The organism is Micromonospora sp. NPDC057141 (assembly GCF_042670805.1).
GTDB lineage: Bacteria > Actinomycetota > Actinomycetes > Mycobacteriales > Micromonosporaceae > Micromonospora.
Genome location: NZ_JBHUVA010000014.1, coordinates 1 through 19,149, shown reverse-complemented (window position 1 = coordinate 19,149; position 19,149 = coordinate 1). Strand labels below are relative to the sequence as shown.

Here is a 19,149-nt window from a genome sequence, read left to right as displayed (position 1 = left end):
GCCGGAACTGTCAGCCGGCGCAGGCCGGGCAGGTGCCGAAGATCTCCAGGGTGTGGCTGACGTCGGCGTACCCGTGCTGCGCCGCCACCCGCTCCGCCCAGGTCTCCACGGTCGGCCCCGCGACCTCGACCGTACGCCCGCAGACCCGGCAGACCAGGTGGTGGTGGTGACCCTCGCTGCACCGCCGGTAGAGGTGCTCGCCGCCCGGTGGGCGCATCACGTCGATCTCGCCGGCGTCGGCCAGCCCCTGGAGGGTGCGGTAGACGGTGGTCAGCCCCACCCGCTCGCCGCGCTCGCGGAGCATGGCGTGCAGGTCCTGCGCGCTGTGGAAGCCCTCCAGCTCGCCCAGCAGCGCGCTCACCGCGGAGCGTTGCCGGGTGTTCCGGACGGCGGTGCTTTCGGTCATGATGCCTCCCCGGCGTGGCTGACCGCGTCGGCCACGATGTGCGCGACGTGCTCGTCGACCAACGCGTACGCGATCTCGCGGCCACGCCGGGAGCCCCGGACCACGCCGGCCCCGCGCAGCACCCGCAGGTGCTGGGAGACCAGCGGCTGGGCGGCCCCGAGCTTCTCCACCAGCTCGTGCACGCACCGTTCACCGTGCGCCAGCTCGCTCACGATCGCCAGTCGGATGGGGGCCGAGAGCGCGCGCAGCAGCTCACCGGCGCCCTCGTAGGCCTCGTACCCTGATCCGCTGGTCACTCTGTAACGGTAACCAATCCCGCCGACACGCCGGGGCGCAGGATCAACGAAGCACCACCTCGTGGGGTTCCGGGGCCGGGGCGCCGGCCTCCGCACGCCGGCGGCGCAGCGCCCGCCAGGCCGCCGCCACGACCGCCACCGCGAGGAAGGAGGCGATCGCCAGCAGCACCACGGAGGCGCCGGGCGCGGTGTCGGCGTTGGCGGCCACCCAGACGCCGGAGCCGGCGGCGAACAACCCGAGCGCCATCGCCGCCGTCATCGTGGCGCGGAACCCCCGGGTCACCTGCTGGGCGGTGGCCACCGGGACCACCATCAGCGCGCTGATCAGCAGCACTCCCACGGCCCGCATGGCGATCGTCACGGTGACCGCCGTGCCGACCGCCAGCAGCAGGTTCAGCGCCCGCACCGGCAGGCCGGCGACCCGGGCGTACTCCTCGTCGTGGCAGACCGCGAACAGCGCCGGGCGCAGCGCCAGCATGGTGACCAGGAGCGCCGCGCCGAGCACCACGATCGTGGTCAGGTCCTGCGGCGAGATGGTGGTCAGCGACCCGAAAAGGTAGGCGTTGAGGTTGGCGCTGGTGGCGTCGGAGAGCCCGACCAGCATCACCCCGCCGGCGATGCCGCCGTAGAACAGCAGCGCCAGCGCGAGGTCGCCGGAGGTGCGGCCCCGGGCCCGGACCAGCTCGATGGCGACCGCGCCGAGGGTCGCCACGACCACCGCCACCAGCACGGGGGAGCGGTTGAGCAGCATCCCCGCGCCGACCCCGGTGAGCGCCACGTGCCCGACCCCGTCGCCGATCAGCGCCAGCCGGCGCTGCACCAGGTAGATGCCGAGCGCCGGGGCGGCCAGGCCGATGACCAGCGCGCCGATGAGGGCCCGCTGCATGTACGGGTACTGGAAAAGCTCCATGCTCAACTGCTCCACAGCCCTGCGGGCTCGTTGGGTGCGTGCGGGTGCACGTGGTCGTGGTCGGGGTCGGCGTGGTGGCCGGCCGGCTCGGGGACCGCGCCGTCGTGCGCGATCCCACCCTGGTGCACCACCACGGCCCGGCTGATCAGCGGGCGCAGCGGCCCCAGCTCGTGGGCCACCAGCAGCACCGTCCCGCCGCCGCCGAGGAAGCCGCGCAGCGCCCCGGCGAACGCCTCCTGGCTGGCCGCGTCGACCCCTGCGGTCGGCTCGTCGAGGACCAGCAGCTCCGGCTCGCCGGCCAGCGCGCGGGCGATCAGGGTGCGCTGCTGCTGGCCGCCGGAGAGGGTGGCCACCGGGTCGCCGGCCCGGTCGGCCAGGCCCACCGACGCCAGCGCGGCGTCGACCGCCACCCGGTCGGCCCGGCCCGGCGGGCGCAGCACGCCCCGGCGGGCCAGCCGGCCGGAGGCGACCACCTCGCGGACCGTGGCGGGGACCCCGCCGCTCGCGCCGAGCCGCTGCGGGACGTACCCGATGCGTTTCCACTGCCGGAACCGCCGCAGCGGGGTGCCGAACAGCGCGACGGACCCGGCGTGCAGCGGGACCAGCCCGAGCACCGCGCGGATCAGGGTGGACTTGCCGGAGCCGTTGGCGCCGAGCACGGCGACGACCTCGCCGGCATCGACGGCGAGGGAGACGTCCCGCAGCACGGGGCGGCCGTCGTAGCCGACCACCCCGTGCGCGATGGTGATGACAGATTCGGTCACGAGCAGCTCAACGCCGTCCTCAGGGTCTGCAGGTTGGTGCGCATCACCGAAAGGTAGTCCTGCCCGCCGCCGTCGGCCGACAGCCCCTCCAGTGGGTCGAGCACCGCCGTCTTCGCCCCGACCTCGCGGGCAATGGTCTCGGCGACCTTCGGGCTGACCAGGGTCTCGAAGAAGATCGTGGTGGCGCCGTGCTCGCGGGCCTCCTTTGCGACCTCGGCGAGGCGCTGCGGGGAGGGCTCGGTCTCCGGGGTGAGCCCGGTGATGCCGACCTGCTCCAGCTGGTAGCGCTCGGCCAGGTAGCCGAACGCGGTGTGGCTGACCACGATCTCCCGCCGCTGGCAGGTCTTCAGCCCGGACGCGTACTCGGCGTCCAGCTTCTCCAGGTCGGCGCGCAGCGTCTTCGCCCGCGCGGTGTAGTCGGCCGCGCGCTCCGGATCGGCCTTGCCGAGCCGTTCGGCGAACTGGTCGGCGACGCCGGCCAGCCGGGTCGGGTCGAGCCACAGGTGCGGGTCCTTGCCGCCGTTCTCCTCCTCCTCGGCGTGCTCCTCCTGGCCCGCGCCTTCGCCCTCGTGGTCGTGCCCGCCGGCGCTCGCCGCCAGCAGCGGCTGCACCCCGGACACGTCGAAGGCCCGGTCGCCGCCGCTCTGCGCGACCGCCTCGTCCACGGCCGGCTGGAAGCCCTTGAGGTAGACGACCAGCTCGGCCTGGTTGACCTCGCCGACCTGGCTCGGGGTCAGTTCCAGGTCGTGCGGCTCCGCGCCGGGCTTGGTCAGGTTGGTCACCCGGACCGCGTCGCCGCCGACGCGCTCGGCGACGAACTGGAGCGGGTAGAAGGCGGCGGCCACGTCGACCCGCTGTGGGTCGGTGCCGGTCGTGCCGCCGTCGGAGCAGGCGGACGCGGCACCGAGGGCGACCAGGGCGGTCGCGGTGGCCAGGACACGGGCGGTGGGGTGGCGGAGCATCATGCCCCCAACTCTCCGCGATAACGAAATTGATTGTCAAAAACGCATGCTTGCATGCGAGCGGCGCGTCTGCTAGGGATCTTCGGGTGGCTCAGAGTAGCTTCGCCAGCGCCACGGTCACCAGCAGGGCCAGCATCACCAGCCGGATCACCCGGGTCGCCGGGGACTGCACCGGCCAGGTGGTGAGCAGCAGCGCCACCAGCGCGGCGGCGAGCACCAGCAGCAGCGCCCCGCCGACCACCCCCGGGGCGAACAACCCCACCAGCACCAGCACCAGGGTGACCAGGAAGACCGTCGTCGGGTTCGCCCGGGCCAGCCGGACCGGCAGGGAGCGCTGCGTACGCTGCATCCCACAGACTCTACGAGGAGGACCCCGGGTGCTGGTCACCAACCGGTTCGTGGTGGACGAGGACGTCGCCCCCGCCTTCACCGAACGCGCGCACGCCGCCCTCGCCGCGCTCGCCGCCCGCCCCGGCTACCTGCGCGGGGAGCTGCTGCGGGCGCTCGACGACCCGCGCCACTGGTGCCTGGTCACCGAGTGGGAGTCCGTCGGGACGTACCGGCGGGCGCTCGGCGGGTTCGACGTGAAGGTGCACGCCACGCCGCTGCTGGCCGAGTCGCTGGACGAGCCGTCCGCGTACGAGACGCTGGCCGGCGCGGCCCCCGGCGGCGCCGTGGAGGTCAACCCCAGTGATCGGGCCGCGGATCCGCTGCACTGAGCCGGCGGGCACTACCCTGCACCTATGACCGCACCCGGACCGTCCGGTCCACCCCCGTACCCCGTGGCGCCCGGGCCCGACGGCCCGCCGGCCCCCGGCGTGCCGCCGACGCCCCCGGAGCCGCAGGTCCCCGCGCCCCCGGCGGGCCCCGGGGTGGTTCCGCCGTTCGCGGCGCCCCCCACCGAGGGGCGCAGCGCCCGCCTGTGGCTCGGCCTCGGCGCCGGGGCGATCGCCGTGCTGATCTGCTGCGGCGGGGGCGGCACGGCCGTGGTGGGCCTCGCGGTCAGCAACGTGCAGGCGGTACGCGAGCAGGGCCGCTCGGTCACCGAGGACTACTACCGGGGGCTGGCCGAGCGCAAGTACGAGCAGTCCTACGACGCGCTCTGCGACGACGCGCAGCGGCGCGAGTCCCGGCAGGAGTTCGAGCGGCGGGTCTCCGCCGAGCCGCAGATCGACTCGTACCGGGTGGGCGACGTCGACACCACTGATCTCACCGTGCCGGTCTCGGTCACCTTCAGCGGCGGCGACCGGGGCGACCAGGAGGTCACCCTCGCCCCCGACGGGCAGACCGGCGCCATGGAGGTCTGCGGGGTGAGCTGACCACCGCCCCCGGTATTCTGCTGGGCTCGGGGCCCCTGCGGTCGTACCGTGGGTCCCGAACCGACCGTTCCATCCACCACGCGCCCCCGCCGACCGCCAGCCGGCGTAGGAGGAAACAACATGCCAGCCGACCGTATCGACGCCGTCGTCAGCCTCGCCAAGCGCCGGGGCTTCGTCTTCCCCTCCAGTGAGATATACGGGGGCACCCGGTCGGCGTGGGACTACGGTCCGCTCGGCGTGGAGCTGAAGGAGAACGTCCGCCGGCAGTGGTGGCGGACCATGGTCCAGCAGCGCGACGACGTCGTCGGCCTGGACTCGGCGGTCATCCTGGCCCGCAAGGTCTGGGAGGCCAGCGGCCACATCGCCGAGTTCGTCGACCCGCTGACCGAGTGCCAGTCCTGCCACAAGCGGTTCCGCGCCGACCACCTGGAGGAGGCGTACGAGGCCAAGCACGGCAAGCCGCTGACCTCGCTGACGGAGCTGAACTGCCCCAACTGCGGCAACAAGGGCACCTTCACCGAGCCGAAGATGTTCAACGGCCTGATGAAGACCTACCTCGGCCCGGTGGAGAGCGACGAGGGCCTGCACTACCTGCGCCCGGAGACCGCCCAGGGCATCTTCGTCAACTACAAGAACGTCGAGACGGTCGCCCGCAAGAAGCCGCCGTTCGGCATCGCGCAGACCGGCAAGTCGTTCCGCAACGAGATCACCCCGGGCAACTTCATCTTCCGTACCCGGGAGTTCGAGCAGATGGAGATGGAGTTCTTCGTCGAACCCGGCTCCGACGAGCAGTGGCACGAATACTGGCTCCAGGAGCGCTGGAACTGGTACCTCGACCTCGGCCTGTCGGAGGAGAACCTGCGCTTCTACGAGCACCCCAAGGAGAAGCTCTCCCACTACTCGAAGCGCACCGTCGACATCGAGTACCGCTTCCAGTTCGGCGGCAGCGAGTTCGCCGAGCTGGAGGGCATCGCCAACCGCACCGACTTCGACCTGTCCACGCACAGCAAGCACTCCGGCGTCGACCTGTCGTACTTCGACCAGGCCAAGGGCGAGCGCTGGATGCCGTACGTGATCGAGCCCGCCGCCGGCCTCACCCGCGCGGTGCTCGCGTTCCTGCTGGAGGCGTACGACGAGGACGAGGCCCCGAACACCAAGGGCGGGGTGGACAAGCGCACCGTCATGCGCTTCGACCCGCGCCTGGCCCCGGTGAAGGTGGCCGTGCTGCCGCTGTCGCGCAACGAGGCGCTCTCGCCGAAGGCCAAGCAGCTCGCCGCCGACCTGCGTAAGCGCTGGGTGGTGGAGTTCGACGACTCCCAGGCGATCGGCCGCCGCTACCGCCGCCAGGACGAGATCGGCACCCCGTTCTGCGTGACGGTCGACTTCGACACCCTCGACGACAACGCGGTGACGGTGCGCAACCGGGACACCATGGCCCAGGAGCGCATCGGCCTGGACCAGGTGGAGCGCTACCTGATCGAGCGCCTCCCCGGCTGCTGACGCGGCTGTCCCGCCCGACCGCCCCGCCTGTGGACGACGACCGGCCCTGTGGACAAGCCCCGCCAGCTCGGCGGATGTGCTACGGGTGGTGGTTAACAGGGGGCCCCTGCTATGCAAAAAGCGTTAACAGGGGCCCCTCCTTACACTTGGTGGGTGAGTGGGAGCGGAAGGCGCGGGAGCGGGCCGGGCGGCGCGTCCGAGGGCGGCGGGCTGCGCATCGGGCGGCACGAGGTGTGGCCGCCGGTGGTGCTCGCCCCGATGGCCGGGATCACCAACGTCGGGTTCCGCCGGCTGTGCCGGGAGCAGGGCGGCGGCATCTACGTCTGCGAGATGATCACCACGGTCGCGCTGGTCGAGCGGAACCCGAAGACGCTGCGCATGATCGCCTTCGGCGCCGACGAGCGGCCGCGCAGCCTCCAGCTCTACGGCACCGACCCGGTGACCACCGCTGCCGCCGTGCGGATCGTGGTGGAGAAGGACCTCGCCGACCATGTCGACCTGAACTTCGGCTGCCCCGTCCCGAAGGTCACCCGCAAGGGCGGCGGGTCGGCCCTGCCGTGGCGACGCCGGCTCTTCGCCCGGCTGGTCAGGGCCGCCGTGGACGCCGCGTCGCCCGCCGGGGTGCCGGTCACCGTGAAGATGCGCAAGGGCATCGACGACGACCATCTGACGTACGTCGAGGCGGGGCTCGCCGCCCAGGACGCCGGCGTCGCGGCGGTGGCCCTGCACGGGCGTACGGCCGCGCAGCGCTACTCGGGCACCGCCGACTGGGACGCCATCGCCACCCTCAAGCAGGCCCTCGACGTGCCGGTGCTCGGCAACGGCGACATCTGGGAGGCCGACGACGCGCTGCGGATGGTCGCCCACACCGGCGTCGACGGCGTGGTGATCGGGCGCGGCTGCCTGGGCCGACCGTGGCTCTTCGCCGACCTGGAGGCCGTGTTCGAGGGCCGGCCCGAGCGGCGGCTGCCCACCCTCGGCGAGGTGGCGACGACCATGCGTCGGCACGCCGAGCTGTTGGTCGACCAGTTCACGGCAGGCGCACGCAACCCGGCCCGGGGCGAGCGGGACGGCTGCACGGACTTCCGCAAGCACGTGGCCTGGTATCTCAAGGGCTTCCCGGTCGGCAGCGAGCTGCGCCGCGAGCTGGCGATGATCGACAGCCTGGCGCAGCTCGACGACCTGCTCGGCAAGCTCGACCCGGCCGAGCCGTTCCCGGTGGCGACGCTGGGCCAGCCGCGTGGCCGGACGAACTCGCCGGGCAAGGTCTTCCTGCCCGACGGGTGGCTGGCCAGCCGGGACGACGACACGGTCCCGGAGGGCGCCGAGCTGGCCGACTCGGGCGGCTGACCGCCGGCGGGGCATGACGTTGGGCCCGACCCCGGTAGGGGTCGGGCCCGACGTGTCGCGTTCGGTCAGGAGGCGTAGCCGCGGCTGGCGATCCAGTGCGCCAGGGCGTCGACGTCGATGCGGTAGCTGGCCTGGTCCGGGTTGGCCGAGTCGGCGATCGTCACGGTCTTCCCGCCGTCGTCGTAGCCGACGACGCTGATGTAGTGGCCGCCCTCGAAGGAGTGGCTGACGCCGTCGGTGTCGGTGGCGGTGCCGGCGATGTTGGCCACCACGGCCCGGCCGTCGTCGACCGCGCGGACGATGTCGGCCCGCAGCTTCTCGACGTGCTTGCCGTCGACCTTGTCGGCCGGCATCTCCGTGCTGTGGTACGCCTTGCGGCCGGTCTCCTTGTTGAGTACGGGGGTGATGTCGTTGATGGAGTTGGTGCCGGCCTCGGTGGTGCCCATCTCCTCGGCCATGGTGTCCACGTCGATGTTCTTGCCCTGCACGCTCAGCGCGTTACGGGCCGCGGCCGGGCCGCAGTAGTAGAAGTTGGGCTGCGCCTCGTAGCGCACGTCGAGCTGGCGCTCGCCGGCCGGGCGGCGCTCGGCCTGCACCGACGCGACCCGCTCGGCGGGGGTGGCCTGCGCGGCCAACGCGGGACCGGCGATCCCACCCGCGGTCGCGGCGACACCGGCAACGGTCAGGGCGGTACGACGAATCAGATCGGTACGCATGACAGCGTGCTCCTCTGCTCGGGGGAAAAGACACGGCACCACCAGGGAAGACACACACGGCGGCACCGCGGGAAGACTCGGGGGACGAACACCCGGCGGCCAGGGGGCCTGCACGGGGCGTCGGGAGGGTGTAACGACCCCGGCCCGCCCGCCATTCCCCGACCCGGATCCGGGCCCGTAGGGAGTGGGGTGACCAGGGCACCGACCAGGCGGCAGAGCCCCGGTCGCATGCCAGATGCAACGCCCCCACCCCCGACCCGATTCCACCCACGAGGTGACCCGGGTCACCGGACACAACGGCGCAAAGCGGGCATCCCTCGGATCGTGGCCGGCCGGATGGCTGGCCGGATCGGCGACACGACACGCCGAGGCGGTTCCACCGCAGCCGGCCACGAACCGCCGAGGTCCGCCCGGGTCGGGGCGGGCGGCCGGCGTCAGGGCAGGTCGGCCGTGGGGGCGGTCGGCTGGGGCGCCGGACGAGGGCTGGGGAGCCCGGTGGGGACTGCGGTCGGCCAGGGGATCTCCGGGGTGGGGTGGAAGGCGATGCCGGCGGTGCTCCAGCGGGGGCCGTGCCCGGCGAGGCGACGGCGGAAGGACGCCCAGTCGTGGGTGTGCCGGGGCGACCAGCCCAGCTCGGCGAGGGCGGGCAGCCGGGGCAGCAGCATGAACTCGATCTCGGCCAGCGAGGTCACCGACTCGGTCCAGAGCGGGGCCTCCACGCCGAGCACCGCCTCCACCGGCACGCCGGTCAGGTGCGTCCCCGGATCCCAGTCGTACGCCCGTTCCACGTCGATGAGGCCCGCCCAGTCGTGCCCGATCGGGGTGTCCGGGCCGTACTTCATGTCCAGGTATGCGCGGTTGCCGGGGGAGAGGATCACCCGCGCACCGCGCCGGACCGCCTCGGCCACAACGGGGTCGTCGCCCGAGGTGCCCCACCATTGCAGGACCCGGCCGTCGGTGTGCCCGGCCGGGGCGATCTGGTGCCAGCCGACGACCGTCGCACCGGTGGCGGCGACGATGTCCTGCGTCCGCTCGACGAAGCGGGCGTACGCGTCGGCCGGGACCTTGAACGCCTCGTCCCCGCCGATGTGCAGCCACGGCCCGGGGGTGAGCGCGGCGACCTCGCCGAGCACGTTGGCCACGAAGGCGTACGTGCGCTCGTCGGTCGGGTCGAGGTAGCTGAAGCCGACCTCGGCGCCCGTGTACGGCGGCGGCGCGACCCCGTCCGGCGCGAGCTGCGGGTACGCGGTCAGCGCCGCGTTGGTGTGGCCGGGCAGGTCGATCTCCGGGACGACGGTGACGTGCCGGCGGGCGGCGTAGGAGACGATGCGCCGGTAGTCGGCCCGGCTGTACGCCCCGCCGGGGCCGCCGCCCACCTGGGTCGCCCCGCCGACGGCGGCCAGCCTCGGCCAGCCCTCGACGGCGATCCGCCAGCCCTGGTCGTCGGTGAGGTGCAGGTGCAGGTGGTTGAGCTTGTAGCGGGCCAGGTGGTCGATCACCCGCAGGACGTCGGCGACGCCGAAGAAGTGCCGCGCCACGTCGAGCATCGCGCCCCGGTAGGGGAACCGGGGCCGGTCGACGATCACGCCGCCGGGCACCGCCCACCGGGCGGCCACGGGGGTGGGGCGCTCGATCGCGGGCGGTAGGAGCTGGCGCAGGGTCTGCACGCCGTGCAGGAGGCCGGCCGGGGTGGCGGCGGTGATCCGTACCGCGTCGGGGGTGACGTCGAGCCGGTAGCCCTCCGCGCCGAGCGCCGCGACGCCGGGGGCCGGGTCGGGGCCGCCGGGTGCCGGGGCGGTCCCGGCGGAACCAGCGCCGGGGACGCGGGGGAGGCCCGTGGCCCCGGAGAGCCGAGGGGCGCCGGAGAGCTGGAGGGCCAGGCCCTCGGCCGGCGGTGCGGCGTCGGTCACCGGGAGCGGGTAGCCGGTGGCCGGCCGCAGCAGGGCGGCGAGCTGCTCGGCGACGTCCCGGGCGGCCGGGTCGGGGCTGACCCGGACGGCCGCGTCGGCGGGCAGCGTGAAGTCGGCGGCCGGGTCGGGCTCGACCCGCTCCGGGGCGGGGACCACGTCGCCCAGCCGGACGGGGGGCGGCGGGGCGAGCCGGCCGGCGGCGGCGCGGGCGGCGGCACCGGCGAGGTCGGCGGCGGCCGGCTCGGGGCCGGTCGGGTCGGTCGGTCTCCGGCCGGTCTCGGGGGTGCGGGGCGGGGTGGGCGGCACGGTGCGGGCTCCGGGGGTGTATTCGCGAGGGATATGGCAAAGGTGAAGTTCGGCTGAACCGGTGCGGTCAAGAGTACGAGGGGAGCCGAGAATTGCGTGATCGTGCGCATGGAAGCGTTCCCAAAAACCGGTACGGACGCGGATAGTCGTGATGACTGTGCCGATTGTCACCAAGTAGTCCCAGGTCACGCGATGTTCGCTTAGCCTTCGCCCACCGATCGGCGATGGCACCGGATTAGCGGTGGTCGGCCCTGGGGTATCGGCAAACTGAACCTTCGTTAAGTGTCAGTCCGGCGCGTGGGAGGCTCTGGTGGCAGCGCAAGAGACGGTCGATCACAAGTACGTCTACGACTTCGCCGAGGGCAACAAGGAACTCAAGGACCTGCTCGGCGGCAAGGGGGCGAACCTGGCCGAGATGACGAATCTCGGCCTGCCGGTGCCGCCCGGCTTCACCATCACCACCGAGGCGTGCAAGGCGTACCTCGCCACCGGGGAGGAGCCGGCCGGGCTCGCCGGCCAGATCGAGGCGCACCTGGAGTCGCTGGAGCGGGGGATGGGCCGCCGCCTCGGCGACCCCGACGACCCGCTGCTGGTCTCCGTACGCTCCGGGGCGAAGTTCTCCATGCCGGGCATGATGGAGACCGTCCTCAACGTCGGCCTCAACGACCGCAGCGTCGTCGGGCTCGCCGCGCGGGCAGGCGGCAACGAACGGTTCGCCTGGGACTCCTACCGACGGCTGATCCAGATGTTCGGCAAGACGGTCTGCGAGGTGCCGGGCGAGGAGTTCGAGCACGCGCTCGACGAGGCCAAGCACGCCCGGGGCACCACCGACGACCTCGGCCTGGACGCCGACGACCTGCGCGGGCTGGTCGACGCGTACAAGAAGATCTTCCTCAAGCACACCGGGCGAGACTTCCCGCAGGAGCCGCGCGAGCAGCTCGACCTGGCCATCCGGGCGGTCTTCGAGTCGTGGAACGCCGAGCGCGCGGTGCTCTACCGCCGCCAGGAGCGCATCCCCGCCGACCTCGGCACCGCCGTGAACGTGGTGGCCATGGTCTTCGGCAACCTCGGCCCGGACTCCGGCACCGGCGTCGCGTTCACCCGCGACCCGGCCAGCGGCGCGCAGGGCATCTATGGCGACTACCTGGCCAACGCGCAGGGGGAGGACGTCGTCGCCGGCATCCGCAACACCGTGCCGTTGCAGGAGCTGGAGCGCATCGACAAGCGCTCCTACGACGAGCTGCTCGGCATCATGGCCCGGCTGGAGGGGCACTACCGGGACCTCTGCGACATCGAGTTCACCATCGAACGCGGCAAGCTCTGGATGCTCCAGACCCGGGTCGGCAAGCGCACCGCCGCGGCGGCGTTCGTCATCGCCGGCCAGCTCGTCGACGAGGGCCTGATCGACCTCGACGAGGCGCTGCACCGGGTCAACGGCGCACAGCTCGCCCAGCTGATGTTCCCCCGGTTCCAGCTCGACCACGACTTCGAGCCGGTCGCCAGGGGCGTCGGCGCGTCGCCGGGCGCGGCGTCCGGCAAGGTGGTCTTCACCTCCGCCCGCGCCGTCGAGCTGGCCGGCGAGGGCCAGGCGGTCATCCTGGTCCGCCGGGAGACCAACCCCGACGACCTCAACGGCATGATCGCCGCGAAGGGCATCCTCACCTCGCGCGGTGGCAAGACCAGCCACGCCGCCGTGGTCGCCAGGGGCATGGGCAAGACCTGCGTGTCCGGCGCCGACGAGATCGACGTCAACGTGCCCGCGAAGCGGTTCAGCGTCGCCGGGCAGACCGTCGACGAGGGCGACGTCATCTCCGTCGACGGCACCACGGGCAAGGTCTACCTCGGCGAGGTGCCGGTCACGCCGTCGGAGGTGGTGCGCTACTTCGAGGGCACGCTCGACCCGGAAGAGGCCGACGACGCGCTGGTGAAGGCCGTACACCGGATCATGACCCACGCCGACGCGGCCCGGCGGCTGGCGGTGCGGGCGAACGCCGACACCGGCGCGGACGCCGCCCGGGCCCGCCGCTTCGGCGCGCAGGGCATCGGGCTGTGCCGCACCGAGCACATGTTCCTCGGCGACCGGCGTGAGCTGGTCGAGCGGCTGATCCTGGCCCGCACCGACAGCGAGCGCTCCGACGCCCTCGCCGCGCTGCTGCCGTTGCAGCGCGACGACTTCGTGGAGATCTTCCGCGAGATGGACGGCCTGCCGGTCACCGTGCGACTGATCGACCCGCCGCTGCACGAGTTCCTGCCCCCGCTGGAGCAGCTCGCGGTCGACGTCGCCGTCGCCCAGGAACGCGGCGAGGACGTGGCGAAGGAGGAGGCGCTGCTCGCCGCCGTCCGGCGGATGCACGAGGAGAACCCGATGCTCGGCCTGCGCGGCGTGCGGCTCGGCCTGGTCATTCCCGGCCTGTTCGCCATGCAGGTGCGGGCGATCGCCGAGGCCGCCGTCCGGGTCACCCGCGAGGGCGGGTCGGCCTGCCCGGAGATCATGGTCCCGCTGGTCGGGGCGGTCCAGGAGCTGGAGACGGTACGCGCCGAGGCGGAGCGGATCATCGCGGAGGTGGTCGGGGACAGCGGTGTCGAGGTGCTGATCGGCACGATGATCGAGGTGCCCCGGGCGGCGCTGACCGCCGGCCAGATCGCCGAGGCGGCGCAGTTCTTCTCCTTCGGCACCAACGACCTGACCCAGATGGGCTGGGGCTTCTCCCGCGACGATGTCGAGGGGGCCTTCTTCTGGCGCTACCTGGAGCTGGGCATCTTCGGCATCTCCCCGTTCGAGTCGATCGACCGCGACGGCGTGGGCCGGCTGGTGCGGATCGCCGCCGAGGAGGGCCGGGCGGCCCGGCCGGGGCTGAAGCTCGGCGTCTGCGGCGAGCACGGCGGCGACCCGGAGTCCGTCCACTTCTTCCACGAGGTCGGCCTGGACTACGTCTCCTGCTCGCCGTTCCGCGTGCCGGTGGCCCGGCTGGAGGCCGGTCGCGCGGCGATCGAGACGGCCGGCTCCGACAGCCGCTGAACCGATGGAGCCGCTGAACCGACGGAGCGGGCGGCGGCCCGGGCGCACGCCGGGTTGGCGGTGGCCGCGGTCGGGCCGGCGGTGGGCGCGCCCGACGCCGGCCCCGGTGGGGAAGCCGCACGCATCCGCACCGGGGCCGGCGGGCTCAGATCGGCGGGCGCCGCCAGCCGGTCGCGCGGGACGCGTTCGGCGCGCGCCCCGGCAGGGTCGCCATCGGGGTCCGCATGGCCAGGGGCGCGTGCGGGTCGGGCACCGGCATGCTGGTGGGCGCGCTGCGCTCCTGGTCGAAGACCGAGCCGGTCCGGGCGGCCACCTCCCGGGCCTCCCGGTGCAGGGTCTCCAGGTCGGTGCGGGCCCCGGTGACCAGGGTCAGCAGCGCGTGCCGGCCGGCCGGGTAGGTCACCACGCAGCCCCGGGCGGTGAACACGACCGACTCCTGGAACTCGCCGTGGCGGACCGTGTCGGCGACCCGGTGGCCGAGGCCGAAGCTGGCCGCGGCCAGGGCCGCCAGGTGGGTGGCGTCGGTCGTCGGCAGGTCGCTGGAGATGAGCAGGCCGTCGGTGCCGGCGAGCACGCCACCGGCGACCTCCGGCCGGCGCTGGCGCAGCCCCCGTAATTCCGTTCCCAGCACCGTGTCAGCGTCCACGAGCGTCACTTCCCGTCGTCCGATTCAGGGTTTCGGATCTGATTCAGGTGTGCGGATCATCGGTAACGTTCTGCTCTGGGAACGCTACCGGTCGCCATGGTGGACCGCGACCCGTCACGGTCGGCAATTAGCCGACAACTCTCGACTGATCGGCTGTTGCGCGCCGCCGGGCGAGGACTCGTCGCCGCGCTGCCGGCAGCCGTCGGGCGTAGCCTGAGGGCTCGCGCGAAGGATGTCGTATCGCCGGTGGAGGGTGGACCGCATGACCAGCGTCTGGGCCGCGGGCGCCTGCGACGGCGCGCGCTGGGTCGACGAGCAGGCCAAGGACACCGGCGCCGGCCGCTCGCCGTACGAGCGGGACCGGGCGCGGGTGCTGCACTCGGCCGCGTTCCGTCGGCTCGCCGCGAAGACCCAGGTGCACACCGCCGGCACCGACGACTTCCTGCGTACCCGGCTGACCCACTCGCTGGAGGTGGCGCAGATCGCCCGGGAGATGGGGGCCCGGCTGGGCTGCGACCCCGACGTGGTGGACACCGCGGGACTGGCCCACGACCTCGGCCACCCGCCGTTCGGGCACAACGGCGAGGCCGCCCTGGACCAGTTGGCCGCGACCTGCGGTGGCTTCGAGGGCAACGCCCAGACGCTGCGGGTGCTCACCCGGCTCGAGGCCAAGGTGCTCGACCCGGGCGGTGGGTCCGCCGGGCTCAACCTGACCCGGGCGTCGCTCGACGCCACCGCCAAGTACCCGTGGCCGCGCCGGCCGGCGGGCGGCAAGTTCGGGGTGTACGCCGACGACCGCCCGGTCTTCGACTGGCTGCGCGCCGGTGCCCCGCCCGAGGAGCGGCGCTGCCTGGAGGCCCAGGTGATGGACTGGGCCGACGACGTCGCGTACTCGGTGCACGACGTCGAGGACGGCGTCCACGGCGGATACGTGGGCCTCGGCCCACTGCTGGCCGACCCCGACGAGCGGGCCGCGCTCTGCGCCGACGTGGCCGCCACGTACTCCGGGGAGTCCCCGGCGGACCTGGGCGCGGTGCTCGTCGAGCTGCTCGCCGACCCGGTGCTCGCCCCCCTCGCCGGCTACGACGGCAGCCACCGGGCCCAGGTCGCGCTGAAGGCGACCACCAGCGTGCTCACCGGCCGGTTCGTCTCGACCGTGGTGGCCGCCACCCGCGAGCGCTGCGGGCCCGGCCCGCTGCGCCGGTACGCGGCCGACCTGGTGGTGCCGCGCCGGGTCCGGGCCGAGTGCGCGCTGCTCAAGGGGTTGGCGCTGCGCTACGTGATGCGCCGCCCCGGCGCCCGGTGCCGCTACGAGCGGCAGCGGCAGATCCTCGCCGAGCTGGTCTCCGTCCTGACCCGACGGGCCCCCGACGCGCTGGACCCGGTCTTCGCCCCGCTGTGGCGGGACGCCCCGGACGACGCCGCCCGGCTGCGCGTGGTGATCGACCAGGTCGCCTCGCTCACCGACCCGGCCGCCGTCGCCTGGCACGGGCGGCTGCTGACTGACTGAACACCGAGGCCCGGGGCGGGAACGGCCGGTGGGCGGCCGGTGGGCGGCCGGTGGGCGGCCGGTGGGCGGCCGGGCGGACTTAGGCTAGCCTAAGCGCATGACGGAGCGCCCGAAGAAGGTCACCACCGCCCGGGTCCTGCGGACCTGGCGGCCCACCCCGCACGTGATCCGGCTGGTGCTGGGCGGGGAGGAGCTGACCGGCCTCCCGGTGGGCGAGCACACCGACCACTACGTGAAGCTGGTCTTCCCGCCGGACGGGGTGACGTATCCGGAGCCGGTCGACCTCGCGGCGATCCGCCGCCTGCCCGCCGCGCAGTGGCCGCGGCTGCGGGCGTACACGGTGCGGGCCTGGGACGCGGCGGCCGGCGAGCTGACCATCGACGTGGTGCACCACGGCGACGAGGGGGTGGCCGGCCCGTGGGCGGCCCGGCTGCGGCCCGGCGACCCGGTGCGGTTCGTCGGCCCCGGCGGGGCGTACGCGCCGAGCCCGGACGCCGACTGGCACCTGCTGGTGGGCGACGAGAGCGCGCTGCCGGCGATCGCCGCCGCCCTGGAGCGGCTCCCGGCCGGCGCCCCGGCGCGGGTCTTCCTGGAGGTGGCCGACGCCGCCGAGGAGCAGCCGCTGCCCAGCAAAGGCGACGTCGCGCTGACCTGGCTGCACCGGGGCGACCGGCCGGTCGGCGAGGCGTTGGTGGCGGCGGTGCGGGCGCTGGACTTCCCGCCCGGCGCCGTGCACGCCTTCGTGCACGGCGAGGCGACCTTCGTCCGCGAGCTGCGCCGGCTGCTGCGCGTCGAGCGCGGCGTGCCCCGGGAGCGGCTGTCGATCTCCGGCTACTGGCGTCGGGGCATGGACGATGAGGGGTGGCGCTCGACGAAGCCCGACTGGAACCGGCAGGTCGAGGCGGACGAGTCCACCGCAACCGTCTGAACCGTCCGAAGTGCCGACCCGGGACCGCGCCCGTCCGCCGTCCCCCCGACGCCGTGAGGGTCACCCCGGCAGGGCAGGATGTAGGGCCGAGGGGGGTGGCGAATGGCTGGGCGGATCCGCGACGAGGACATCGCGCTGGTCCGGGAGCGCACCTCGATCGCCGAGGTCATCTCGGACACGGTGACGCTCCGGTCGGCCGGCGGCGGCAACCTCAAGGGGCTGTGCCCGTTCCACGACGAGAAGAGCCCCTCGTTCAACGTCTCGCCCGCCCGCAACGTCTGGTACTGCTTCGGCTGCGGGGCCGGCGGCGACGCGATCAAGTTCCTGATGGACGCCGAGCATCTCAGCTTCGTCGAGTCCGTCGAACGGCTCGCCGCCCGCGTCGGCCTCCAGCTCCGGTACGTCGAGAACGACCAGGCCACCCCGCGCGCCGCGCGCCCCCAGCAGGGGCAGCGGCAGCGCCTGGTGGCCGCGCACGCCGCCGCCGCCGAGTTCTACCAGGCGCAGCTCGGCACGGCCGGTGCCCGCCCGGCCCGGGAGTTCCTCGCCCAGCGCGGCTTCGACCGGGCCGCCGCGCAGCGGTACGCCTGCGGCTTCGCCCCGGACGCCTGGGACCTGCTCACCAAGCACCTGCGCCAGCAGGGCTTCACCCACGACGAGCTGGTCACGGCCGGGCTGTCCCGCCCGTCGCGCTCCGGCACGCTGATCGACCGGTTCCGCCGCCGGCTGATGTGGCCGATCCGGGACATCACGGGCGACCCGATCGGCTTCGGCGCGCGCCGGCTGTTCGACGACGACGACGGCCCGAAATACCTGAACACCCCCGAGACGCCGATCTACAAGAAGTCGCACGTCCTCTACGGCATCGACCAGGCCAAGCGGGAGATCGCCAAGCAGGGCAAGGTGGTCGTCGTCGAGGGCTACACCGACGTGATGGCGTGCCACCTGGCCGACGTCCCGACGGCGGTGGCGACCTGCGGCACGGCGTTCGGCGCGGACCACATCTCGGTGCTGCGCCGGCTGCTGCTGGACACCGACGACGTGGCCGGCGAGATCATCTTCACCTTCGACGGTGACGCCGCCGGGCAGAAGGCGGCGCTGCGTGCGTTCGACGACGACCAGCGCTTCGTCGGGCGTACCTTCATCGCGGTCAGCCCCGACAACATGGACCCGTGCGACCTGCGCCTGGCAAAGGGCGACCTGGCGGTGCGCGACCTGGTCGCCCGCCGCGAGCCGCTGGTCGACTTCGCGCTGCGCCACGTGATCAACCGGTACGACCTGGACACCGTCGACGGCCGGGTGGAGGCGATGCGCCGGGCCGCCCCGATCGTCGCGAAGATCAAGGACCGGGAGAAGCGCCCCGAGTACGTCCGCAAGCTCGCCGGTGACCTCGGCATGGAGATCGAGCCGGTGCAGCGGGCCGTGCTCGCCGCCGCCTCCGGCCAGCCCGCCGGGGGCGCGGCACCCGCACCGGCCCGTGCCGCCCGGCCCGCGCCCGGCGCGGACAGCCCGATGTCGCTGGTCGAGCGGGAGGCGCTGAAGCTCGCCCTCCAGGAGCCGGTGCTGGCCGGTCCGATGTTCGACGCGGTCGAGGCGTCGGAATACCACCACCCGGTGCACGTGGCCGTGCGGGAGGCGATCGCGGCGGCCGGCGGTGCCGCCACGGCCACCCAGGGCGCGGTCTGGGTCGAGGCGGTCCGCGACGCCTGCGCCGACCTCGTCGCCCAGGCGCTGGTGGGCGAGCTGGCCGTGGAGCCGCTGCGCATCGACGGCGAGCCCGACCCCCGGTACGTCTCGGTGACCATCGCGCGGTTGCAGTGGGGCTCGGTGACCGGCCGGATCCGGGACCTCAAGTCGAAGATCCAGCGGATCAACCCGGTCAGCAACAAGGACGAGTACTTCGCGCTGTTCGGGGAGCTGCTGTCGTTGGAGCAGCACGCGCGGGCGCTGCGCGAGCAGGCCGCGGGAGGGCTGTGATGGGGCTGTTCAGTCGCAAGCCGAAGCTGCCCCCGGCGGCCCGCCCGCCGCTGGCCGACGCCGAGCGGGTGCTGGCCTGGGCCGCCGACGGTGACGCCGGCGCGGGCGGCGGGGTGCTGGTCGCCAGCAACCTGGGGCTCTGGCTGCCGGGGCGGGACGCCAGGCTGGGCTGGCACGACGTGCTCAAGGCAGGCTGGTCGGGTCGGGAGCTGACGGTCACCCCGGCCGAGCGGGTCGCCGAGCGCGCCGGTTACGCGGTGGTGGCCGACGGCCCCGTCGAGACGTACCTGCTGCTCGACCCGGGTGAGCTGCCGCACCAGGTGCGGGCGCGGGTGACCCGTTCGGTGGCGTACACCCAGCACCACCCGGTGCCCGGCGGCGCCGGCCGGCTCGCCGCCCGCCGGGTGTCCGGGGTGGACGGCCTGACCTGGACGGTCCGCTACGACCCGGGCACGCCCGCCGACGACGAGCCGGTGGTCGCCGAGACCGATCGCCTGGTCGCCGCCGCCCGTGCCGCCACGGCCCCCGCCGACCTCTAGTGCAGCCCCGCAGAAGTCTTGTCAGGGTTGTATCGGCTTTGGTGGGGTGTTGGCTAGGTGTACTCGGCATGCGCAGTCGAGGATGTCTTGA

18 protein-coding genes are annotated in these 19,149 nt (G+C 73.7%); 9 read left to right on the top strand and 9 right to left on the bottom strand.

Translation table 11 applies throughout. The features are described from left to right. Positions 1 to 10: 10 nt before the first annotated feature. From ACFT41_RS11150 to ACFT41_RS11125, 6 genes are all read right to left on the bottom strand, one after another. Positions 11 to 406, bottom strand: coding sequence for a Fur family transcriptional regulator (locus ACFT41_RS11150; RefSeq protein WP_377586729.1), 396 nt, complete (start codon positions 404 to 406; stop codon positions 11 to 13). Next, entirely contained in the window at positions 403 to 702 is a 300-nt protein-coding gene (locus ACFT41_RS11145; protein ID WP_377586728.1) for an ArsR/SmtB family transcription factor, read from the bottom strand. The genes ACFT41_RS11150 and ACFT41_RS11145 overlap by 4 nt, the downstream gene beginning before the upstream one ends. A 43-nt stretch (positions 703 to 745) precedes the next feature. Next, entirely contained in the window at positions 746 to 1,612 is an 867-nt protein-coding gene (locus ACFT41_RS11140; protein WP_377586727.1) for a metal ABC transporter permease, read from the bottom strand. 2 nt (positions 1,613 to 1,614) lie between these two features. Continuing rightward, positions 1,615 to 2,376 (bottom strand): metal ABC transporter ATP-binding protein, encoded by a 762-nt coding sequence (locus ACFT41_RS11135; RefSeq protein ID WP_377586726.1) that lies wholly within the window; start codon positions 2,374 to 2,376, stop codon positions 1,615 to 1,617. Then, the gene (locus ACFT41_RS11130) at positions 2,373 to 3,341 is read right to left on the bottom strand and encodes a metal ABC transporter substrate-binding protein (RefSeq protein WP_377586725.1); all 969 of its coding nucleotides are present in this window, start codon (positions 3,339 to 3,341) and stop codon (positions 2,373 to 2,375) included. The genes ACFT41_RS11135 and ACFT41_RS11130 overlap by 4 nt, the downstream gene beginning before the upstream one ends. An 88-nt stretch (positions 3,342 to 3,429) precedes the next feature. Next, positions 3,430 to 3,687: a DUF6703 family protein gene (locus ACFT41_RS11125; protein ID WP_377586724.1), complete on the bottom strand. Its 258-nt coding sequence runs from the start codon at positions 3,685 to 3,687 to the stop codon at positions 3,430 to 3,432. A 28-nt stretch (positions 3,688 to 3,715) separates the two neighbouring features. Here ACFT41_RS11125 and ACFT41_RS11120 point away from each other — a divergent pair, with 28 nt between their 5' ends. The 4 genes from ACFT41_RS11120 to dusB all read left to right on the top strand — a co-directional run bounded on the left by ACFT41_RS11120 (position 3,716) and on the right by dusB (position 7,507). Next, complete coding sequence (locus ACFT41_RS11120) at positions 3,716 to 4,057, top strand: antibiotic biosynthesis monooxygenase family protein (protein ID WP_377586723.1); 342 nt, start codon at positions 3,716 to 3,718, stop codon at positions 4,055 to 4,057. A 24-nt stretch (positions 4,058 to 4,081) separates the two neighbouring features. Further along, positions 4,082 to 4,657, top strand: coding sequence for a hypothetical protein (locus ACFT41_RS11115; RefSeq protein WP_377586722.1), 576 nt, complete (start codon positions 4,082 to 4,084; stop codon positions 4,655 to 4,657). Positions 4,658 to 4,777: 120 nt separating this feature from the next. Beyond that, the gene (locus tag ACFT41_RS11110; protein ID WP_377586721.1) at positions 4,778 to 6,157 is read left to right on the top strand and encodes a glycine--tRNA ligase; all 1,380 of its coding nucleotides are present in this window, start codon (positions 4,778 to 4,780) and stop codon (positions 6,155 to 6,157) included. Between the two features lie 210 nt (positions 6,158 to 6,367). After that, on the top strand, positions 6,368 to 7,507 hold the full coding sequence (dusB, locus tag ACFT41_RS11105) for a tRNA dihydrouridine synthase DusB (protein WP_377586755.1): 1,140 nt from the start codon (positions 6,368 to 6,370) through the stop codon (positions 7,505 to 7,507). A 65-nt stretch (positions 7,508 to 7,572) separates the two neighbouring features. On the opposite strand, the gene ACFT41_RS11100 is transcribed toward dusB, so the two are convergent. Together ACFT41_RS11100 and ACFT41_RS11095 are read right to left on the bottom strand one after the other, a co-directional pair. After that, positions 7,573 to 8,223 carry a C39 family peptidase gene (locus tag ACFT41_RS11100; protein ID WP_377586720.1) on the bottom strand — a complete coding sequence of 217 codons (651 nt, stop codon included), beginning with the start codon at positions 8,221 to 8,223 and terminating at the stop codon, positions 7,573 to 7,575. 434 nt (positions 8,224 to 8,657) lie between these two features. After that, positions 8,658 to 10,472, bottom strand: coding sequence for a beta-N-acetylhexosaminidase (locus ACFT41_RS11095; RefSeq protein ID WP_377586754.1), 1,815 nt, complete (start codon positions 10,470 to 10,472; stop codon positions 8,658 to 8,660). Positions 10,473 to 10,749: 277 nt separating this feature from the next. On the opposite strand from ACFT41_RS11095, the gene ppdK reads away from it, so the two are divergent. After that, positions 10,750 to 13,458 carry a pyruvate, phosphate dikinase gene (ppdK, locus tag ACFT41_RS11090; protein ID WP_377586719.1) on the top strand — a complete coding sequence of 903 codons (2,709 nt, stop codon included), beginning with the start codon at positions 10,750 to 10,752 and terminating at the stop codon, positions 13,456 to 13,458. A gap of 145 nt (positions 13,459 to 13,603) precedes the next feature. Here ppdK and ACFT41_RS11085 read toward each other — a convergent pair whose 3' ends face one another. Continuing rightward, positions 13,604 to 14,104 (bottom strand): roadblock/LC7 domain-containing protein, encoded by a 501-nt coding sequence (locus ACFT41_RS11085; RefSeq protein ID WP_377586718.1) that lies wholly within the window; start codon positions 14,102 to 14,104, stop codon positions 13,604 to 13,606. A gap of 262 nt (positions 14,105 to 14,366) precedes the next feature. On the opposite strand from ACFT41_RS11085, the gene ACFT41_RS11080 reads away from it, so the two are divergent. The 4 genes from ACFT41_RS11080 (at position 14,367) to ACFT41_RS11065 (ending at position 19,058) form a co-directional block, all read left to right on the top strand. Then, complete coding sequence (locus ACFT41_RS11080; RefSeq protein WP_377586717.1) at positions 14,367 to 15,614, top strand: deoxyguanosinetriphosphate triphosphohydrolase; 1,248 nt, start codon at positions 14,367 to 14,369, stop codon at positions 15,612 to 15,614. Positions 15,615 to 15,711: 97 nt separating this feature from the next. Beyond that, a complete protein-coding gene (locus ACFT41_RS11075) occupies positions 15,712 to 16,542 on the top strand; it encodes a siderophore-interacting protein (protein WP_377586716.1) in 831 nt (276 codons plus the stop codon). Between the two features lie 102 nt (positions 16,543 to 16,644). Further along, positions 16,645 to 18,519 carry a DNA primase gene (gene dnaG, locus ACFT41_RS11070; RefSeq protein WP_377586715.1) on the top strand — a complete coding sequence of 625 codons (1,875 nt, stop codon included), beginning with the start codon at positions 16,645 to 16,647 and terminating at the stop codon, positions 18,517 to 18,519. Next, positions 18,519 to 19,058 carry a hypothetical protein gene (locus ACFT41_RS11065; protein ID WP_377586714.1) on the top strand — a complete coding sequence of 180 codons (540 nt, stop codon included), beginning with the start codon at positions 18,519 to 18,521 and terminating at the stop codon, positions 19,056 to 19,058. Before dnaG ends, ACFT41_RS11065 begins: the two co-directional genes overlap by 1 nt. The last annotated feature ends 91 nt before the right edge of the window (positions 19,059 to 19,149 follow it).